The sequence below is a fragment of the Advenella mimigardefordensis DPN7 genome (genome assembly GCF_000521505.1).
Classification (GTDB): Bacteria; Pseudomonadota; Gammaproteobacteria; order Burkholderiales; family Burkholderiaceae_B; genus Advenella; species Advenella mimigardefordensis.
Window position 1 is genome coordinate 1,577,355 of sequence record NZ_CP003915.1, and the last position, 18,152, is coordinate 1,595,506.

General features: G+C 54.4%; 17 protein-coding genes. 15 read left to right on the forward strand and 2 right to left on the reverse strand.

From position 1 onward, the window contains the following. The first annotated feature begins 52 nt into the window (after positions 1-52). From MIM_RS07315 to MIM_RS07375, 13 genes are all read left to right on the forward strand, one after another. A complete protein-coding gene (locus tag MIM_RS07315; protein WP_025372106.1) occupies positions 53-1,228 on the forward strand; it encodes an acyl-CoA dehydrogenase family protein in 1,176 nt (391 codons plus the stop codon). A 1-nt stretch (position 1,229) separates the two neighbouring features. Then, positions 1,230-2,099 (forward strand): HpcH/HpaI aldolase/citrate lyase family protein, encoded by an 870-nt coding sequence (locus MIM_RS07320; protein ID WP_025372107.1) that lies wholly within the window; start codon positions 1,230-1,232, stop codon positions 2,097-2,099. Between the two features lie 17 nt (positions 2,100-2,116). Further along, positions 2,117-3,322 (forward strand): CaiB/BaiF CoA transferase family protein, encoded by a 1,206-nt coding sequence (locus tag MIM_RS07325; protein WP_025372108.1) that lies wholly within the window; start codon positions 2,117-2,119, stop codon positions 3,320-3,322. An 8-nt stretch (positions 3,323-3,330) separates the two neighbouring features. Beyond that, positions 3,331-3,888 (forward strand): DUF2889 domain-containing protein, encoded by a 558-nt coding sequence (locus MIM_RS07330; RefSeq protein ID WP_025372109.1) that lies wholly within the window; start codon positions 3,331-3,333, stop codon positions 3,886-3,888. 127 nt (positions 3,889-4,015) lie between these two features. Beyond that, the gene (locus MIM_RS07335) at positions 4,016-4,978 is read left to right on the forward strand and encodes a Bug family tripartite tricarboxylate transporter substrate binding protein (RefSeq protein WP_025372110.1); all 963 of its coding nucleotides are present in this window, start codon (positions 4,016-4,018) and stop codon (positions 4,976-4,978) included. 72 nt (positions 4,979-5,050) lie between these two features. Further along, positions 5,051-5,803: an SDR family NAD(P)-dependent oxidoreductase gene (locus MIM_RS07340; protein ID WP_025372111.1), complete on the forward strand. Its 753-nt coding sequence runs from the start codon at positions 5,051-5,053 to the stop codon at positions 5,801-5,803. Positions 5,804-5,806: 3 nt separating this feature from the next. Beyond that, positions 5,807-6,829 (forward strand): SMP-30/gluconolactonase/LRE family protein, encoded by a 1,023-nt coding sequence (locus MIM_RS07345; RefSeq protein ID WP_025372112.1) that lies wholly within the window; start codon positions 5,807-5,809, stop codon positions 6,827-6,829. Between the two features lie 93 nt (positions 6,830-6,922). After that, the gene (locus MIM_RS07350; protein WP_025372113.1) at positions 6,923-8,056 is read left to right on the forward strand and encodes a zinc-binding dehydrogenase; all 1,134 of its coding nucleotides are present in this window, start codon (positions 6,923-6,925) and stop codon (positions 8,054-8,056) included. A gap of 69 nt (positions 8,057-8,125) precedes the next feature. After that, positions 8,126-9,286: an ABC transporter substrate-binding protein gene (locus tag MIM_RS07355; protein ID WP_025372114.1), complete on the forward strand. Its 1,161-nt coding sequence runs from the start codon at positions 8,126-8,128 to the stop codon at positions 9,284-9,286. A 56-nt stretch (positions 9,287-9,342) separates the two neighbouring features. Further along, positions 9,343-10,197, forward strand: a complete 855-nt coding sequence (locus MIM_RS07360; RefSeq protein WP_158318705.1) for a branched-chain amino acid ABC transporter permease — start codon at positions 9,343-9,345, stop codon at positions 10,195-10,197. Next, positions 10,194-11,111 (forward strand): branched-chain amino acid ABC transporter permease, encoded by a 918-nt coding sequence (locus tag MIM_RS07365; protein WP_025372116.1) that lies wholly within the window; start codon positions 10,194-10,196, stop codon positions 11,109-11,111. The genes MIM_RS07360 and MIM_RS07365 overlap by 4 nt, the downstream gene beginning before the upstream one ends. Further along, complete coding sequence (locus MIM_RS07370) at positions 11,108-11,875, forward strand: ABC transporter ATP-binding protein (RefSeq protein WP_084458937.1); 768 nt, start codon at positions 11,108-11,110, stop codon at positions 11,873-11,875. The genes MIM_RS07365 and MIM_RS07370 overlap by 4 nt, the downstream gene beginning before the upstream one ends. Next, positions 11,862-12,572: an ABC transporter ATP-binding protein gene (locus MIM_RS07375; RefSeq protein ID WP_042070075.1), complete on the forward strand. Its 711-nt coding sequence runs from the start codon at positions 11,862-11,864 to the stop codon at positions 12,570-12,572. Before MIM_RS07370 ends, MIM_RS07375 begins: the two co-directional genes overlap by 14 nt. 13 nt (positions 12,573-12,585) lie before the next feature. Here the strand turns inward: MIM_RS07375 and MIM_RS07380 are convergent, their stop codons facing one another. Then, positions 12,586-13,554 (reverse strand): Bug family tripartite tricarboxylate transporter substrate binding protein, encoded by a 969-nt coding sequence (locus MIM_RS07380; RefSeq protein WP_025372119.1) that lies wholly within the window; start codon positions 13,552-13,554, stop codon positions 12,586-12,588. 70 nt (positions 13,555-13,624) lie between these two features. After that, on the reverse strand, positions 13,625-14,458 hold the full coding sequence (locus MIM_RS07385) for a Bug family tripartite tricarboxylate transporter substrate binding protein (RefSeq protein ID WP_158318706.1): 834 nt from the start codon (positions 14,456-14,458) through the stop codon (positions 13,625-13,627). Positions 14,459-14,894: 436 nt separating this feature from the next. Here MIM_RS07385 and MIM_RS07390 point away from each other — a divergent pair, with 436 nt between their 5' ends. Together MIM_RS07390 and MIM_RS07395 are read left to right on the forward strand one after the other, a co-directional pair. Further along, complete coding sequence (locus tag MIM_RS07390) at positions 14,895-16,355, forward strand: aldehyde dehydrogenase family protein (RefSeq protein WP_025372121.1); 1,461 nt, start codon at positions 14,895-14,897, stop codon at positions 16,353-16,355. Positions 16,356-16,597: 242 nt separating this feature from the next. Beyond that, positions 16,598-18,052 carry an MmgE/PrpD family protein gene (locus MIM_RS07395; protein WP_025372122.1) on the forward strand — a complete coding sequence of 485 codons (1,455 nt, stop codon included), beginning with the start codon at positions 16,598-16,600 and terminating at the stop codon, positions 18,050-18,052. Positions 18,053-18,152 lie beyond the last annotated feature (100 nt).

An 18,152-nucleotide genomic window follows, 5' to 3' on the forward strand; every position in this document is an offset into this window, starting at 1 on the left:
CCACGTGGGCAACAAACATTTTAAATTCTATTTCTAAGCAGGGGAGTACAACATGACAAATCCAAAATTGCAATTGACATCTGAACAGCGGGCGCTGGTGGGTACGGTGCGGGAACTGGCTCGCGATAAATTCCAGGGCCGGGCCATGGACTATCTGGACGGAACCTTTCCCATGCAGAACATGAAGGATCTGGCCGATATTGGTGTTCTGGGGATGTCGATTCCCGAGCAGTACGGTGGTTCGGATATGTCTGTGTTTGACACCGCCCTGGTGATCGAGGAAGTGTCCAAGGTATGTTATGTAACAGCGATGGCTTTAATGGGCGAAGTCGGGGTGCAGGTGCGGGTGATTTCCAATTTCGCACCGGAAAGCATGAAGCAGGATATCCTGCCTAAAGTTTGTACTGGCGAAGCCCTGCTGGCAGTGTGCATGACCGAACCGCACGCCGGTACGGATGTGCCCAACTACAAGACCAACACCACGATCAAGGGCGATCGGGCGGTCGTCAATGGCGTGAAAACCCTGATCAGTCGTGCTGATGAGGCCGAGTGGTTCGTCGTCTTCAGCCGTATCGATAATCAGCCTGGTCGCGACGGCATCGGTTGCGTGCTGGTTAATCGTCATACCCCTGGATTTGAAGTGACGGCAAGGTATCACACCATGGGCGGAGAAAATCTGGCCGAGATCCGTTTCGAGAACTGTGAAGTACCGGTGGAGAACGTTATTTTGCGCGAGGGTGGATTCAAGAAGCTGCTTTCCGCGTTCAATACACAGCGTTGCCTTAATCCCAGCGTATCGCTGGGTCTGGCAGAAGGTGCCTTCGAGGCAGCGATTAAGTATGTACGCGAGCGTACGATTTTCGGCAAAACCGTCGGCCAATTTCAGGGCATACGCTGGAAGCTGGCCGAGATGTACCGGGATATCGAAGCTGGGCGAAGCCTGCTGTATCGTGCCTGCCTGACGGCGAATCCGTTCCCGAATCCGCATGAAGCGGCGATTGCCAAGATGTTTGTCAACGAGATGGCCATTCGGGTGACCAGTGAAGCCCTGCAGGTACACGGAGGCTATGGATTTACCGATGAATATCCGGTTTCCCGTTTTTATCGTGGGGTTCGTTACGGAACACTGGGCGGTGGCGCGACGGAGACGTTGAAGGACCTGGTCGGTAAAAAGCTAATGGAAGATTTCGATCCGGTGGACGGCTTTCTCTCTCAGGGAACGTTCTGATATGCGCTCACTGCTTTTCGTTCCTGGACATGACGAACGCAAACTGACGAAAGGACTCGGCTGCGGGGCCGATGCACTGATCCTTGATTTAGAGGACGCCGTTCCCCCAGCCCAAAAGACCCGGGCACGTGAGGTCACTGCGGCTTTTGTCGCCGCACATCGTGACCTGCCGCTTTTTGTACGGGTCAATTCCCTGGAGTCGGGGTTGCTGCATGATGACCTGGCGGCGGTCATAGGAGCAAAACCCTACGGCATCATGCTGCCCAAATGTGAAGGCGGGCAGGATCTGGTAAAGCTGGAAGACTGCCTCGCCGACCTGGAGGCGAAGGAAAATATTGAGATTGGTACCACTCGAATCCTGCCGGTTGTCACCGAAAGCGCAGCAGCCGTGCTCAATTTGTCTTCGTATCCACGACAAGAAAACGGGCGTCTGTGGGGCATGTTATGGGGCGGCGAAGACCTGGCTACCGATATGGGTGTGCCTGCTAATCGCTCCGAGACGGGTCAGTACACCGCCCTGTTTCAAATGGTGCGGTCAATGACGCTGCTGACCGCTGCCGCAGCGCGCGTTACCGCGGTGGACGCAGTCTATACCAATTTTCGTGATGCGCAGGGACTGCGTGCCGAAGCCGAACAGGCCCGGAGGGATGGGTTTATGGCCAAGGCTGCCATCCATCCCGACCAGATTGCGATTATTAACGAAGTATTTCAAGTGTCATCGACAGAACTGCACCACGCCCGGCAGGTGGTAGCCGCTTTCGAGGCGGAGCCGCAAGCCGGGTCGGTCTCCATAGAGGGTCGGATGTATGACCGTCCGCATTTGCTGGCGGCCTGTCGCCTTCTGAAAATGGCAACAGGGGAAATTGAATAATGAAGGAGAGAGCAAGCATGCAAAAAGAACAAAATAAACTACCCCTGGACGGTATTGTCGTTATCGATCTTTCGCACGTGTACAACGGCCCCTATGCGACATTTTTGATGGCAATGGCCGGCGCGCAAGTAATCAAGGTTGAGCCCTTGCATGGCGAACATCTGCGCAGTCGTGGTGATATGGGTGGCGCGGATCTGCCTTTTGCCATGCTCAATTCCAATAAACAACCCGTCACGCTCAATCTGAAGGAAGAGGCGGGGCGTAATTTATTGATTGAGCTGGTACAGCGTGCCGATATCCTGGTCGAGAATTTTGCACCCGGCGTCATGGAGCGATTAGGTGTTGGCGCAGAGCAATTGCACAAGATCAATCCGCGGCTTATTTACGGATCAAGCTCGGGCTACGGTAAATCCGGCCCTTACCGTGATTACCCGGCAATGGATCTGGTCATGCAAGCGATGTGCGGTGTCATTGACTCCACGGGCTATCCGGATCAGCCACCGGTTAAGTCGGGTGCGGCAATTTGTGATTTCATGGCGGGCATCCATCTGTATGGTGCAATCATGACAGCCTTGTATGAGCGAAGCAGGACTGGCGTTGGACGAGTGGTTGAGGTGTCCATGCAGGATGCCACCTTTGCTTCGCTTGCGTCCAATTTGGGGATGTTACACGCCAGAGGTGATGCAGCGCCGGCCCGTACAGGAAATCGCCACGGCGGCTTGGGTATATCTCCGTATAACGTTTATCCAACGCAGGATGGGTATGTGGTACTCAATGCGCCCGGAGATCGTCATTTTCAGGCGATTCTGGATGTAATCGGGCGTCCGGAACTAAAGGACGATCCTCGCTTTGTAAACCGTTCAGCACGAGTCGCGCACACCAGTGACGTCGATCATCTGCTCGAGTCCTGGACTCAACACTTGAAAAAGGATGACGTTGCCGAGCGCATGCTGAAAGCCAAAGTGCCCTGCGCGCCGGTCCGTAAATTGCAGGAGGTCTTGCACGATAAGAACATGCATGCCAGGGGCAGTCTGCAGACAATTGACCATCCTCTGCTGGGTCGGGTTGTATTGCCCGGCTCGCCGCTGGTTTTTGAAGGGGTGGAGCGTCGAGCGATTGAGCCCAGTTTGCCGCTTGGGGCCAGTAATGACCAGATTTTTGGGGAATGGCTGGGGCATTCGTCAGAAGAGCTGGCCAGCTTGCGCGCTCAGGGCGTTATTTGAGGTAAACGATGCCATTACCTGCTCCTTATCCGCGTGAAATATTGCATTCGAGAGCCATCCAAATGGACGGTTATCTGCGTGCGGATGGTCTGGTGGATATCGATCTGCACATGACGGATCGCAAGCCGGACGAAGTCGTTTTTGCCGATGGCAGATGTCTCGCCGCGGGTGATCTGCTGCATGATATGGCGCTCCGACTGGTTGTTGATCAGAATCTGCGCATTGTAGACGCCATCGCCTGTATTGATGCGTCTCCCTATCGCGTGTGCCCGGAAGCGACCGAGGTGGTCAGGGATGTGATCGGTTTCACCATCGGACCAGGCTGGTCAGCCATGTTGAAGGAACGGTTTCATGGGCGCAAGGGATGCACGCATCTGACCGAATTGTTGCGGCCGGTGGCAACAGTGGCCATCCAGTCATTGTGGCGCTTGCGCAAGGGCAGGGCGGAACCAACCGATTCGGGAGGAAGGCCGCAAAAAATTGACAGTTGCTATGCGTACGCGGCCTCAAGGGAGGTTGTCAAAATGCGTTGGCCTGCGCATTTCAGGGAAGATGATACAGACTGAGATGTGAGTGATGTAGCTGCAGGACGCCACAACAGACGAGTGCGCGCAGGAGACGGTTTTGCGGTTATACCGACCAGGCAAAATATGCCACATAACGTCAAATATGCAGGAATAGGAGACAAATAGGATGATCAAGTTTTTCAAAGTGTTGTTGTTGACAGCCAGCTGTGGGTTGCCCGCTTTTGCGCAGGCCGCGGGTTTTCCGCAGAGACCTGTCGAAGTAGTGATAACAAGTACGCCTGGCTCCACCTCGGATGTCCTGACGCGCCTCATTGGCAAAGATTTCGCTGAAACCACCGGACAGCCACTGGTTGTGGTCAGCAAGGCCAGCGCATCGGGTCTCGTGGGATCCAGCCAGGTGGCACGGGCGCGACCGGATGGTTATACCTTGTTGCTGGGTGGTAACACGACCATGGCGGCAAACGTGCATCTGTTCAAGTCACTTCCCTACGACCCGCTGAAGGATCTGGCGCCAGTCACGCTGGCCACAGTCAACCCGCTATTGCTAGTTGTCAGGTCAGATCTGCCGGTCAAATCCGTGCAGGACTTAATCGATTATGCAAAAAAACATCCGGGCGAGCTCAACTATGGCGCTGGTAATAGTGGAGGCAAGGTATCGGTCGCATTGCTCAAATCTCTGGCCGGCATCGACGCCACTGAAGTACCGTATAAGGGCGCTTCACAAGCCGCACTGGATCTGGTGGCCGGCCGGTTGCAGTTCATGATTGTCGATCCGGTGGTCGTTGATTCGTTTGTGAAGGAAGGAAAGCTCCGCCCGCTCGCTGTGACGACAAAAGAACGACTGGATTCCATGCCGGATTTACCAACCATGGAGGAAGCAGGTGTCAAGGGTTATGAATACGCTTCCTGGTTGGGCTACTTTGCCCCGCGGGGTACCCCCGACGAGGTCATCACCAGCCTGCACGACGCACTGGTTAAGGCACTCAATAGCAAAGAGGCGACAGACTACTTTGAACGCATGGGCATGATCAGGAAAACGACGACCCCTACAGATCTGACTACGTTCGTCCAGGACCAGATCGCGACCTGGGGAAAACTGGTCAATATTGCTGATCTGCAACCGCAATGACCATATTGGGGCGATCAGGGAAGGACAGCGGATCGCTCGCTTTGATCGTCATCAAAAAAAGGAGACAAGAAAATGGATCTTATGCTTGAAGGACGCCGCTGCCTGGTAACCGGAGTAAGCGCAGGCATTGGCGCTGCTATTGCCGAAGGGCTGGCTCGGGAGGGAGCGATCGTCGTGGCTACGGCCCGGCGCGAAGACAAACTGGAACAATGGGCTGACGCCATGCAGGCTCAGGGTTTGCGTCGGCCACTGATTGTTGCTGGTGATATTACAGACGCCAGGCAGGTCGGTCGGATTGCCTGCCAAGCTGCCCAGTTGGCAGGGCCTATCGAGGTGCTGGTCAATTGTGCCGGCGGATCCCGCCCTGTTACGCTGGAGGCAGGCGAGGATGCCTGGGACGAAGCCATGGCCTTGAATTTTACTGCCGGGCGCCGTCTTGCTGAACAGGTGTTACCCGGCATGCGCGAAGCAGGGTGGGGACGCATTATTAATATTACAGGATTGATGGAGCCACATTTTCTGAATGCGGCATTGGCAGCGAAAGCCGCCTTGCATCTGTGGGCGAAAGGGTTGTCGCGCGATCTGGCAAAAGAGGGCATCACGATTAACAGTATCGCGCCGGGACGGATCGAAAGTGAACAGGTACGGCGCTTGTACCCTGAATCCGAGCGCGCTGCTTTTATTGAACGCTACATTCCGGTTGGCTATTTCGGCGTCCCTGGTGATCTGGCCTGCCTTGCCGTATTTCTTGCATCGCCACTGGCACGGTATATCACAGGCACGCTGATTCCGGTCGATGGCGGCATGAGCCATAAGGGAGCGTGAACAATGGGAGACACTGAACAGCCTGAGGCGGCAGCGAATATGACGCCAATGATAGACGCCTCCGATGATCAAACCAATGCTGGGTGCCGGCTTATGTACACAGAGCAGACCCGTGGACTGGCGCCCATTCCGCCAGCGGAACAGGGATTGCCGACAGCCGTCGCCGAACCATTTTTTCAGGTGTCCAAGGGTCTGTCCGCTCTGGAGGGGCCTGCCTTCGACCGAAACGGCAATCTGATGTTCGTTGACGTGTACGACGGCAATGTGATGAAGCTCACCCCTGAAGGCCAGCTGTCCACACTTTATAACGATAAGGCATTGTGCCCGGCCGGCGTGGCCATTCATCGGGATGGCCGTATTTTCCTGGGAGGCATTGGCAACTTTGCTGCCGGCGCGATCGTGAGCATTGAACCTGATGGATCGAATCCTCAAGTAATTGTGCCACCCGCCGCCGGCTATGTGGTCGACGATCTTGTCTTTGACAGCAAGGGGGGGATTTACTTTACCGATTTCAAGGGGAGCAGCACGGAGCCTTGCGGTGGCGTTTACTATGTAACACCCGATTCTGCCCTGACGCTGCCGGTGATTCCGAAGATGGCAGCGGCGAACGGCGTAGCGCTCAGTCCGGACGGCAGTGTGCTGTGGGCCACCGAGTTCTGCAATAGCCGGCTGCTCAGGGTAGAGCTTGCGACCCCCGTTTTACCCAAACCATTTGGCACCTCGGTTCCCTATCGCTTTACAGGCCGTGCACCGGATTCCATGCGTACCGATGCTAACGGGAATGTCTATGTGGCCATGTATTTGCAGGCGCGCGTGCTGGTTTTTAATCCTTTCGGAATTCCCATTGGTCAGATCGTATTGCCCGGCAGGGAGAACAACCATTTTCTCAAACTGACAAGTATGGCGTTTCGCCCTGGTTCGCGCGAAATGGTCATTGTTGCGCGTGACGAAATTGGCGGAAACGGATCCATGATCTTTCGTGCTGAGGGCCTGGCCGAAGGGACGCGTATGTATTCGCATCAATAATGCAATGTCATGCGTTGGCATAGGAGGGCCATCTGCAATTGGACATCAGACAATTATTTTGTATTTGTTGCAACGTTAAAGGAGATAAACGTCATGCGTATGCTCGCAGCTGTCATGTACACCCAGGGCCTGCCCACGCCGTATGAGCACAGCCAGCCGTTTCGCATTGAAGAGGTCGATCTGGAAGGTCCGGCCGATGATGAGGTGCTGGTCGAAATCCGCGCGGCAGGCTTGTGTCATTCGGACTTGTCACAGGTGGCCGGATTGCGCAAGCGCAAAGTGCCCGTCGTCGGCGGCCATGAAGGTGCGGGAATTGTGAGGGAAGTCGGTCGTAATGTGAATACCCTGAAGGAAGGGGATCATGTCGTCATGGTAGGGGTGTCCGATTGCGGTCACTGCCAGATGTGCATTGAGAATCGTCCGGTACTATGCAATAGCGTTGCCTGGTCACGTTCCCAGGGCTTGCTGCCCAATGGCAACCGCAAGCTGAGCCGACAGGGCATGCCCTTAAATCACTATAGCGGGGTGTCATCCTTTGCACAGTATGCCGTCACCATGCCGCAGACTCTGATCAAAGTGGATCCCGCAGTGCCGCTGGATATTGTTGCTATGTTCGGATGTGCCGTGGTCACCGGCGCGGGGAGTGTATTTAATGCCGCTCAGGTGCGGCCGGGGCAGAATGTCGTGGTTTTCGGCCTGGGCGGAGTCGGCCTGAATGCAGTCATGGCGGCTAAATTATCCAATGCGGACCGGATTATTGGGGTTGACATTCATGAGAGCAAGTTCGCACTGGCACGTGAGCTGGGATGCACCGATTGTGTGCTTGCGACCGATCCCGATATCGTGCCACGTATTAAGGAGCTTACTCAGGGCGGTGTGGACTTTGCTTTCGAGGTGTCGGGCAGCAAGCCCGCGATGGCAACGGCGGTCGCAGTGACGCGCAAGGGAGGAGAAATCATTGGCGTCGGTCTGGGGGCGTCGGGTGATTTGTATTCATACGATCATGCTCAACTGGTTGCTGAAGAAAAGGTCATCCGTGGCTCCTTTCTGGGTAGCGGTGTGCCAGCGCGGGATCTGCCGTTATATGTGGACTATTTTCAAACCGGCCGGTTGCCTGTGGATCGTCTGAAAAGCGGCACGATGGGATTCGAGCAATTGAATAAAAATCTGGACATGCTGGACAAAGGAGATGTCGTACGTCAAATCTTGTTGCCGCACGGCGTTTAGGATAGTTTTTCGCGAAACCACATCAAACCATAACGATGACGATGGACTCTGTTCATCGAGGAGAGAGACATGAAACATAACAATATTCTACGCGCTGCGGTAATGGCGCTGACATTGTGCGCAACACCAACGTGGGCCGCGGCGGGTGAACCGATTAAAATCGGCGTGATTGCTGCTACTACTGGTGGCGGTGCGCCCTGGGGCTTAGCTGCCGTACAGGCAGTGAAGATCAAGGCCAATGAGGTCAATGCGGAAGGTGGACTGCAGGTCAATGGCGAGCGACACAAAGTTGAGGTCATTGCCTATGACGACAAATATCGGGCGGCTGATGCGGTTTCCGCTTACAACCGTCTTGTCAGGCAGGACGGGGCCAAGTTCGTATATATCATGGGGTCAGCAGGCACGCTCGCAGTCAAGAATCAGGTTGAGGACGATCAGGTAATTGGCTTGACCACATCCTTTTCAGCCAAGGCCATCGATGCGAACACGAAGTTCATGTATCGTGTTTTCAGCGTATCGGCCAATTATATTCCCTCGCTGATCGACTGGCTCAAGGAAAACTACAAGGAACGACGCGTATTCCTGGCAAATCCGAATGATGAAACGGGCTGGGATCAGGATCAGCTGACGTCCAGGCTGTTTGCAGAAAAAGGCTACGACTTGGTGGGTCGTGATTTGTACGAGCGGAACCAGAAGGATTTTCAGCCTCTCTTTACTAAAATCATGGCGACTAATCCCGAGATTATTGACCTGGGTAGCACCTCGCCGGCGACGGCAGGCATCATGATCCGCCAGGCACGGGACATTGGTTTCAAAGGGCGGTTCCTGAAAACCGGTGGATCGGGTCCGCGAGACATTATTGCAGGCGCGGGCAAGGAGGCGGCAGAAGGCATGATCAGTACGCTCTATGCAGACCCGAACAATGCGGGCTATCGTCATCTGGCAGATGAATACAAAAAGGTCTACGGGCAGGAGCCGAATGAAATTTTGATTTCCTATTACGATGCGACCAGTATTCTGATGCGCGCTATCCAGAAAGCCGGTGATATCAACGACACCACCAAAATGGCGCAGTCGTTTGCCAGTGTGCTGCCGATGGATTCAGCACAGGGCGGCAGCATTACGCTGGGCGGCAAGCAGATGTGGGGCGTGGATAATCAATTTATCACGCCGATGTATATCGCCGCTATTCGGGACGGCGAGGCCGTGGTAGTGGGTAAAGCCAAATAATGCGTTGGCGGCCGGCCCGTGTGTGGCCGGCCTGCACCACAATTGACGGAGAACATATGATTGAACAAATCATTGTTAACGGTGTCCTGGCCAGCCTGATTTATATCCTTATGGCGCTGGGTTTTACGCTGATTTTCGGCATCATGCGTATTGTAAATTTCGCCCATGGCGAATTTTATATGATGGGTGCAATGGCAATGCTCATGCTGTTTGGCTTCATGGGTTTGCCATATTTTCTGGCAGTATTGCTGGCGGGTGTGCTCAGCGGGCTGCTGGGCGTTATCGCCGAAAGGCTGTTGTTTCGCCCATTGGTCGCAGATGAGCTGGCTGGCATGATCATGTCACTGGCAATCGGCATTATTCTGCAGTCGGTGATTTTGCTAACTTTCGGACCCGCCGAGCAATCGGTGACGCGTCCCTTTTCGGGTACATGGCGTCTATTTTCCGCCGCCGTACCATGGGACCGTACCGTGGTAGCCGTATGTGCGCTGGTGATTCTTGGTGTTTTCTATCTGTTTATGAAATATGCCCGGCTTGGTCTGGCTATGCAGGCTGTTGCTCAGGATCCCGAAACGGCGAGTCTGGTGGGTATTGAGCCCGGTACGGTGTACGCATCTGCTTTCGGACTGGCATGCCTGATGGCCGGGCTGGCCGGCGCGCTGATGGCACCCATCTATACCGTAGGGCCGTACATGGGCGAACTGCCTATGCTCAAGGCGTTTGTAGTGGTCATTCTTGGTGGCCTGGGTAGCCTGCCCGGAGCGGTATTGGGCGGGTTGTTGATCGGCATCAGCGAATCGGTTGTCACGACCTTATTCAGTTCGACGCTAGCCCTGATCGTTTCATTCATTCTCGTCCTGATTATTGTTGTGTTGCGACCGGCAGGGCTGATGGGAAGGAGCGTTCGATGAGAAACCGTTATATCTATCTGATACTGGTCGTCCTGGCTGTCGTGCCTTGGCTGCTCGACAATCGCTACGTTTTTCACATTGCCACGATGATTACGATCATGATTCCCATGGCGCTGAGTATGAATCTGATGCTTAAAATCGGGCAGCTATCGATCGCCCAGCCGGCCTTTATGGGAATTGGCGCTTACAGTAGTGCACTTCTTGTTATGCGCCTGGGGTTGCCACCAGCACTGGCGCTGCTGACCGGCGCAGCAATCGCAACGATCATCGCGGCGCTGGTCGGGCCGCTGTTTCTGCGTATCAGAGGTGTTTACTTCGTGCTGCTGACCTATGCCTTTGGTCAGATTGTCAATCTGGTTTTTCAGGAATGGACCTCGTTGTTTGGCGGAAATAATGGGCTCTACGGGATTCCGAAGTTTTCGATATTCGGACTGCGCCTTACCCAAAGCCCGCATTACTATGCGCTAGGCCTGCTGTTTCTTGTACTGTTTTATGCACTCATGCGCTTCATCGAACGATCGGATATGGGCGCTATTTATGAATCACTGAATGAAAATGAAATGCTGAGCCGGGCACTGGGTTCGGATGCGCTGTCCTGGCGGATCGGTACGTTTGCACTGAGTGCTTTTATTGCCGGTATCAGTGGAGGGATATATGCCTTTTATATCGGATTTCTGTCCCCTGAAACGTTTGGCTTTCTGATGTCGGTCGACCTGATTGTGGTCAACGCAATCGGTGGCGTGGCCTCTGCACTGGGGCCCGTTGTAGGCGCTATTCTGATACTTCCCCTGCCGGAGTTACTGAGAGATGCGCGCGAGTATCAGCTGTTGATCTATGGCATCTGTCTGGTCGTATTTCTATTGTTTTTCAGGAAAGGTCTGGTGGTTTTCCTGCAGCGAAAAGGGAGAGCATGATGACAGATGTGTTATTGAGTTTACGTGAGGTGTCACGCCGATTTGGCGGACTGTCTGCGGTGTCTGGTGTTTCTGCAGATATTCTTTCGGGTGAAATATTTGGCATTATCGGACCTAATGGAGCGGGTAAAACCACGCTCTTCAATGTTGTAGCAGGCTACTTTGCACCCAGCTCGGGAACGGTCTTTTTCGATGGAGCAAACATTTCAGGAAAATCGAGCGATAAGATTGCAAGGCTCGGTATCGGACGTACCTTTCAGGCGGTAACGGTCTTTCAGGAGCATACCGCGAAGGAAAATCTGCGACGTGCCGCCATGGTGTCACGCCGTTACAACCCACTGGTTTACTTTGGCACCCGCAATGCCGGCGTCGAACCGGATGTACTGGAGCAGATGGCACGGTTTACAGGCCTACAGCATGCGCTGGACAGTCGTGCAGGCAGTCTGTCTTATGGACAGCAGAAGATGCTGGGTATAGGAATGGCACTCATGGGGCAGCCTCGGCTACTGCTGATGGACGAACCTGCCGCTGGCTTGCATACTTCAGAAAAAAAGGAAGCGGCACAACTGATCCGTCGGTTGCGTGACGAGCTGGGTATTACGGTTGTACTCGTCGAGCACGATATGCCGCTTGTGATGGGCGTTTGCGACCGTATATTGGTGATCAATCGAGGTGTGCCATTGGCATTGGGAGCGCCCGACCAGATCAAGTCTGATCGGGCGGTGATCGATGCCTATCTCGGAGAAGAATATGACTTTGCTTGAAGTAAGAAATTTGTCCGTTTCCTATGGTGGTGTCGCCGCGTTGAGTGGTGTGTCCGTTTCCGTCCCCGAGAAAGGGGTGGTGGCCGTGGTTGGCGCTAATGGCGCGGGCAAATCAACGCTGCTCAAATCCATTGCGGGTGTGGTACATACCCGCAATGGTCAGATAGTGCTGGAGGGCAGCGACATTGTATCGTTGAAGCCGCACGAGAGGTTGGACAGGGGGTTGGCGCTATGTCCGGAAGGGCGCAGACTATTTCCTGAAATGACTGTCTTTGACAATATCAAAATTGGCGCATATCGCAATCATAATAGCGGGCAATTTCGCCAACGACTGGACATGTTATACGATATTTTTCCACGTATTGCTGAACGACGGCATCAGGTGGCCAGCAGTCTCTCAGGCGGAGAGCAGCAGATGGTGGCCATTGCCAGGGCGCTGATCAGCCAGCCTCGGATTTTGATGCTGGACGAACCTACGTTGGGTCTGGCCCCGAAAATGATTCTTGAGGTGGCCAGACTAGTCCAGACGGTCAGCGCAGAGGGAATTGCAGTGGTGATGGTGGAGCAAAATGCGAAACTGGCTCTCAGGATTTCAAATTATGGTTATGTTCTGGAGACAGGTGAGCTTCGGCTTGAAGGTGCCAGCGCTGAATTGATGAAAAGCGACCACGTCGTACGGGCGTATCTGGGTGGATAGGTTGGTTGGCAGGTCAGTTGACTGCCAAACCTGCGTCCCTGGATAGAGTGCGCCACAGCACGATCTGTTCGCGAACAAATTGTCCGAAGTGTTGTGGATCCGAGGCGGTTGCGATCACCCCCAACCGGGAAAAATACGCTTTCGTTGTGTTGCTATTGACTGCTGCAGCCAGGACTGCACTCAGTTTTTCAGTGACATCGGCGGGCAGTCCGGCCGGTCCGAACAGACCACTCCACGATTCGTAACGGTACCCGGGCACCCCCAATTCGGATAGGGGAGCGACTTTTGGCATGGCGTCCAGACGCTGAGGCGACGTCAATCCCAGAATACGTACTTGTCCGGATGCCACAAACGGCTGGATGACTAAAGGATCGACCATCATGAAATCCAGCCGGCCCGCGACCAGATCGGTAGTGGCTTGTGGCATGCCAGGATAATTTACTGCCTGTGCCTGTATGCCAGTCTGCGACTTGAGAAGTTGTGCTGCGACCAGACTGCCTGAGTTGCCGGTTCCGTAATTCAGTTGTCCTGGATGCGCCCGGGCATAACTGACCAGTTCGCCGAGTGAGTTAACTGGCCGATCAGCATTGACGACAAGCAGCAGGGGGTTAGTCGTGATCTGGCCGATAGGGCTGAAGTCGCCGATCGGGTCATATCCCAGATTTCTGATGAGGTAGACGTTAGCCGCATGCGACGAATTGGTTCCCAGAAACAGGGTATGGCCATCCGCGGCCGCGTGAATGACGGCACGGGCGGCAATGACGCCCTGAGCACCGGGTTTGGATTCAACGACAACGGGCTGCCCGAGTGCGCTGCTGAGTTTTTCTCCGAGATGGCGGGCCAGCATGTCCGAGGTACTGCCTGGCGGAAATGAAATCACTAATCGTATCGGGCGCGACGGAAAGGAAGAGGGTGCAGCCCAGCTACGTGCCAGTGGCATTCCTGCCGCTGCCAGAAGCAGCGTTCTGCGTTGAATGGCCATGTCATGTCTCCTTATAAGAGGTGTTGGGTGTCAGGTGGCAGCAGCGCGCCCTGACAGGATGACGATAAATTTATTGAGCCACCAGCCCGGCAGCACTGGTCAGATGGCCCCAGACCTGAATCTGATCTTTTACGAAGTCGCCGAACGTGGCTGGTGGCAGGTCGGCAGCAATCATGCCTATACTGTTCAGGTATTGTTGCGCCTCCTGACTGGCCAATGCATCCGAAAAGGCGGCGTACAGTTTTTGCGTAATATCGGCAGGTAATTGGGCCGGGCCGAACAGTCCGATCCAGGACGCATATTCGTAGTCTGGTAGGCCAAGATCGGCGATCGGGGCGAGTTCGGGGAACAAGGGTAACTTTTTGCGTGAGGTCAGCCCCAGCATTCGGACCTGTCCTGATTCAACAAACTGCTTGATGATCATTGGATCGGTCACCATGAAATCCAGTCGCCCGGCAAGAAAGTCATTGACTGCTACCGCATTCCCTGCGTAATTGACCGCCTGGGCGTCGAAGCCGGCCTGTGTGGTAAGCAGATGCGTGGCGACCAGGCTGCCGGTGTTTCCGGCGCCATAGTTCATCTGGCCGGAATGCGTCTTGCCGTGTTCAATGAAAGCCTTGAGTGAATCAATATTGCTGTCTGCTCTTACGCACAAAACCAGAGGATTGGTCGTGAATCTCATAATGGGCGTGAAATCTTTGACCGGATCATATCCGGGCTTGCTGAACAGATAAATACTGGCGGCGTGGGTGGAATTGGTACCCAACAACAGCGTATACCCGTCATTGGCTGCTTTAGTCAACGCCCGGGAGGCGACAACGCCCTGAGCACCAGGGCGGTTTTCCACCACAATCGGCTGGCCCAGCTGACGGCTGACAGACTCACCCAGTCGTCGTGCAATCATATCTGAACTGCCAGGTGCAAAGGGCGCGATTATCCGAATTGGCTGGTCGGGAAATGCTTTCTGCCCCCACGCCTGATGTGCGACAACAGCTAGCGTGGGTGCTGTCACAAGGAATTGTCTGCGCGACAGGCTCATATTTTTGTCTCCATGAGGTGTGCCGGGTTGCCTGCGTAAGTGCAGATCTTTTCTCGCCGCTTTGGTATGGCGATGTTCTCCCGATCCTGTTTTGTTTGATCAGATATTGCAGTCAGAATGATGGCATGTCCATGGCGATTTCCGGGATACGGTGTCCTGGTTTTCGAATTGACTTGTCTGAGCAGCTTGTGTTTCGGGAATCGGGATACGGTCAACTGAAATTTGACATAGACGGCGCGGTAATGAATTTCTTAAACTCAGGACAACAGATAACAAGTCAACATCAGGAGGAAGACATAGCATGTTGAAGGAACAACAGAACAGGGTGGCAGGCACGATCGATACTGCTCTTTTCATCAATAATGTTGCCCAGGCCGGTGAGGGTGAGTCTATCCGGGTAGTCAATCCGGCTACAGAGGAGCTGGTTGCTGATTTTGCAGGTGCTTCTATAGACCAGGTGGATGCCGCTGTCGTCAGTGCTGTCAATGCCTTTGAGCAGGAACGCTGGAAGGATCCACAGTTTCGCAAGGACGTTCTGTTGCGTTTGGCTGATTTGATCGAAGAGAACCGGGATATGCTTATGGATACGCTTATCCAGGAGATCGGTACGCCAATCAATCTGACCGCCAATCATATCGACACGCCAGTGGCTTTTTTGCGCTGGTTCGCGCAACAGGCTGTGATTGACCGTACCCGACATCTTGGGTTCAACTCCAGCCGTACGGCAGTCAGTACCGTCGTCTATCGGCCCGTTGGCGTGGTGGCCGCCATTACGGCGTTCAACTATCCGCTACTGATTGGGCTGACCAAAATTGGTGCCGCGCTGGCAGCCGGCTGCACTGCGGTGTTGCTGTCCTCGCCGCAAGCGCCGCTCGCTGTTTTGCAATTGGGAAAATTGATTCGTCTTGCGGGATTTCCGGCAGGTGTTATCAATATTCTGGCAGGCGGCGCTCAGGTGGGAGAAAGACTCACTGAACATCCTGGTGTGGCTAAGGTCAGCTTTACCGGATCGGTCAATGTCGGGCGCAGGGTAATGCAGCAGGCGGCATCCGGTTTGCGCAGCGTAGTGCTGGAGCTGGGTGGCAAGTCGGCGGCCATTTTACTGCCGGGGGTAGACTTTAATAAGTACGCCTATTCTCTGCACGCACGATATGCCCGAAATGCAGGACAAGGCTGCGGCTCACCCACGCGGATTCTGGTGGAAGCATCCCGGTATCAGGAATTTGCAGAGATCAGTCGACAAGTTTATGGTCGGCTCAAAGTAGGCGATCCACGCAAGGCGGACACGCTGCTGGGACCAGTAATCAATGCGGCGCAGCGGAATCGGATTGAAGATGGAGTAAAAACGGCGGTACAAAATGGAGCGGAAGTGCTGGCAGGCGGCGGTCGCCCTGATATCGAAAAGGGCTGGTATGTTAACCCGGTGCTGGTGGGGAGCCTGGACAACAAGGCGGCCTTGGCCAGAGAGGAAATATTCGGACCTGTATCTGTTGTGCTTACCTATAAGGATGTGGATGAAGCGATTGCCATAGCCAATGATTCGCCTTTGGGTTTGAAAGCCTATGTGTTCGGAGCAACGCAGGAGTGTTTGCAGATTGTTCCAAAATTGCATGTAGGCACCGTACAAATCAATGGGGGCAGCCCGCTACGGCCCGATGCGCCCATGACCGGCTACAAGCATAGCGGGGTGGGTTCGGAATGGGGCGAAGATGGCTTGCGCGAATTCCTGCGGCCGCAGCACATTGATTGCCCATTGGCCTAAGGGACGGTTGAACGAGCCAAATGGCTGGTCGGGTCGCGGTCTTGACGGTCCTGCCGATACTGTCCATTTTTTGTGGATACGGTCACTACAAAACACGCATGGACACCAGCCTGTGAACGTTCCTAGAATGAAACAGTCGGCTGAATACCGGCGAGATGGCCGATTCAACCCGTGGTCGCTGCTGCCCATAGTGGCCGATATCAGATGGCAGCGTCGTTATTTCAGACATGAGACAACAAGCTATGACGAGTGTATTAACGCACGAAAACCCCAAATCCTCTGCAATAGCAGAAAATGATCAAGCTGATTTTTCTTCAGTTCTGGCTGATTTCATTTGTAATCTTGATCCGCAAAGCCTGCCTTTGCCAGTCAGGCAGGCAGCCCAGGCAAATATCCAGGACACACTGACCTGTGCGGTTGCCGGCTCCAGTGCCCAGGGCGTGGCTCAAGTGCGCGAATTAGTGAGCGAGTGGGGTGGGGCGCCGCAGGCATCGGTCCTGGTGTTTGGCGATCGGATTCCGGCACACCATGCGGCATGGATCAACGGCATGATGGCTCATGCAAGAGATTATGACGATACGCATGATGCAGCGGTCCTGCATGCCGGGGTATCTGTGGTGCCAGCCGCACTGGCCGCTGCGCAATTGCGTGGCGGAGTCAGTGGGGCGCAACTCATTGCTGGTGTTGCTGTCGGACTTGAGACCATCTGCCGCCTGGGTACGGCGACAACGGTTGGCATTGTTGAGAGCGGCTTCATGTATACCCCGTTATTCGGTCATTTTGCTGCGACGGCGGCAGCAGCCAAGATTCTGGGACTGAACCGAAACCAGATTATTAATGCGCTGGGCATCAGTTATTCCCAAGTGGCGGGCAATCACCAAGTGACCAGAGATGCGGCCTTGACCAAGCGCATGCAGCCGGGCTTTGCGGCAATGGCTGGTATCGTTTCAGTTCAATTGGCGCAAAAAGGTATTCGGGGTGTGCAGGCAACCTTCGAAGGCATTGACGGCTTTTTCCGTGTTTATCTGCAGAATCGCTATGATCCTGACCTGCTTCGTAACAGTCTGGGTGAGCGCTATATATTCACCGATCTGAGCTATAAGCCCTATCCATGCTGCCGCTTCAATCATTGCGGTATCGAAGCCGCGCTCGAACTGCGTGAACAATTGGGCGAACGCGTTGCAGATATTGTTCGTATCCGGGCCGGCCTGAATCGCCAGGCTTACCAGGCTGTATGTACGCCAATTGACGTACGCCGATCGCCGCAGACCGTCGTACAGGCGCAGTTCAGTATTCCCTACACCGTCGCTACCGCGCTGGTTGATGGATATGTGGGGTTAGCGCATTTCGGCTCCGATCTGCATAGCAGACAGGACATTATTGACCTGGCCCAAAAAGTGGAACCGTATGTCGATGATGAAATCGAGCGTTCTCACGGGCGCAACGTTTCGCCTGTTGATCTGGAAATTGAATTTGCCGATGGCAGTACGTTGCGTCGACGAATCGACACTCCTCTGGGGCATCCGGACCGGCCCATGTCGGCGGGAGCTGTTGCAACCAAGGCGAACGACTGTTTCAAATCGTCGGCGTGTTCGCTTGCAGTCCATGCGCCTCAGGCATTGAGCGAAATGGTTGGTAGTCTGGATTCTGTCGCTGATATTGAGGATTTGTTGCGTATTGTGATGCAGACAAGCTGAGTATAGTGATGGAAAATGGCCGATTTAATCAGTGCGGTCATCATAGATATAAAGAACGCAGTTCGGATAAAGAAAGAAGAATATATAAAGGAGACAAAGA

Excerpts from the sequence above, each read along its gene's own strand:
- MIM_RS07315 (WP_025372106.1), top strand. The coding sequence starts at position 53 with ATGACAAATCCAAAATTGCAATTGACATCTGAACAGCGGGCGCTGGTG.
- MIM_RS07320 (WP_025372107.1), top strand. The coding sequence starts at position 1,230 with ATGCGCTCACTGCTTTTCGTTCCTGGACATGACGAACGCAAACTGACG.
- MIM_RS07325 (WP_025372108.1), top strand. The coding sequence starts at position 2,117 with ATGCAAAAAGAACAAAATAAACTACCCCTGGACGGTATTGTCGTTATC.
- MIM_RS07330 (WP_025372109.1), top strand. The coding sequence starts at position 3,331 with ATGCCATTACCTGCTCCTTATCCGCGTGAAATATTGCATTCGAGAGCC.
- MIM_RS07335 (WP_025372110.1), top strand. The coding sequence starts at position 4,016 with ATGATCAAGTTTTTCAAAGTGTTGTTGTTGACAGCCAGCTGTGGGTTG.
- MIM_RS07340 (WP_025372111.1), top strand. The coding sequence starts at position 5,051 with ATGGATCTTATGCTTGAAGGACGCCGCTGCCTGGTAACCGGAGTAAGC.
- MIM_RS07345 (WP_025372112.1), top strand. The coding sequence starts at position 5,807 with ATGGGAGACACTGAACAGCCTGAGGCGGCAGCGAATATGACGCCAATG.
- MIM_RS07350 (WP_025372113.1), top strand. The coding sequence starts at position 6,923 with ATGCGTATGCTCGCAGCTGTCATGTACACCCAGGGCCTGCCCACGCCG.
- MIM_RS07355 (WP_025372114.1), top strand. The coding sequence starts at position 8,126 with ATGAAACATAACAATATTCTACGCGCTGCGGTAATGGCGCTGACATTG.
- MIM_RS07360 (WP_158318705.1), top strand. The coding sequence starts at position 9,343 with ATGATTGAACAAATCATTGTTAACGGTGTCCTGGCCAGCCTGATTTAT.
- MIM_RS07365 (WP_025372116.1), top strand. The coding sequence starts at position 10,194 with ATGAGAAACCGTTATATCTATCTGATACTGGTCGTCCTGGCTGTCGTG.
- MIM_RS07370 (WP_084458937.1), top strand. The coding sequence starts at position 11,108 with ATGATGACAGATGTGTTATTGAGTTTACGTGAGGTGTCACGCCGATTT.
- MIM_RS07375 (WP_042070075.1), top strand. The coding sequence starts at position 11,862 with ATGACTTTGCTTGAAGTAAGAAATTTGTCCGTTTCCTATGGTGGTGTC.
- MIM_RS07380 (WP_025372119.1), bottom strand. The coding sequence starts at position 13,554 with ATGGCCATTCAACGCAGAACGCTGCTTCTGGCAGCGGCAGGAATGCCA.
- MIM_RS07385 (WP_158318706.1), bottom strand. The coding sequence starts at position 14,458 with ATGATTGCACGACGACTGGGTGAGTCTGTCAGCCGTCAGCTGGGCCAG.
- MIM_RS07390 (WP_025372121.1), top strand. The coding sequence starts at position 14,895 with ATGTTGAAGGAACAACAGAACAGGGTGGCAGGCACGATCGATACTGCT.
- MIM_RS07395 (WP_025372122.1), top strand. The coding sequence starts at position 16,598 with ATGACGAGTGTATTAACGCACGAAAACCCCAAATCCTCTGCAATAGCA.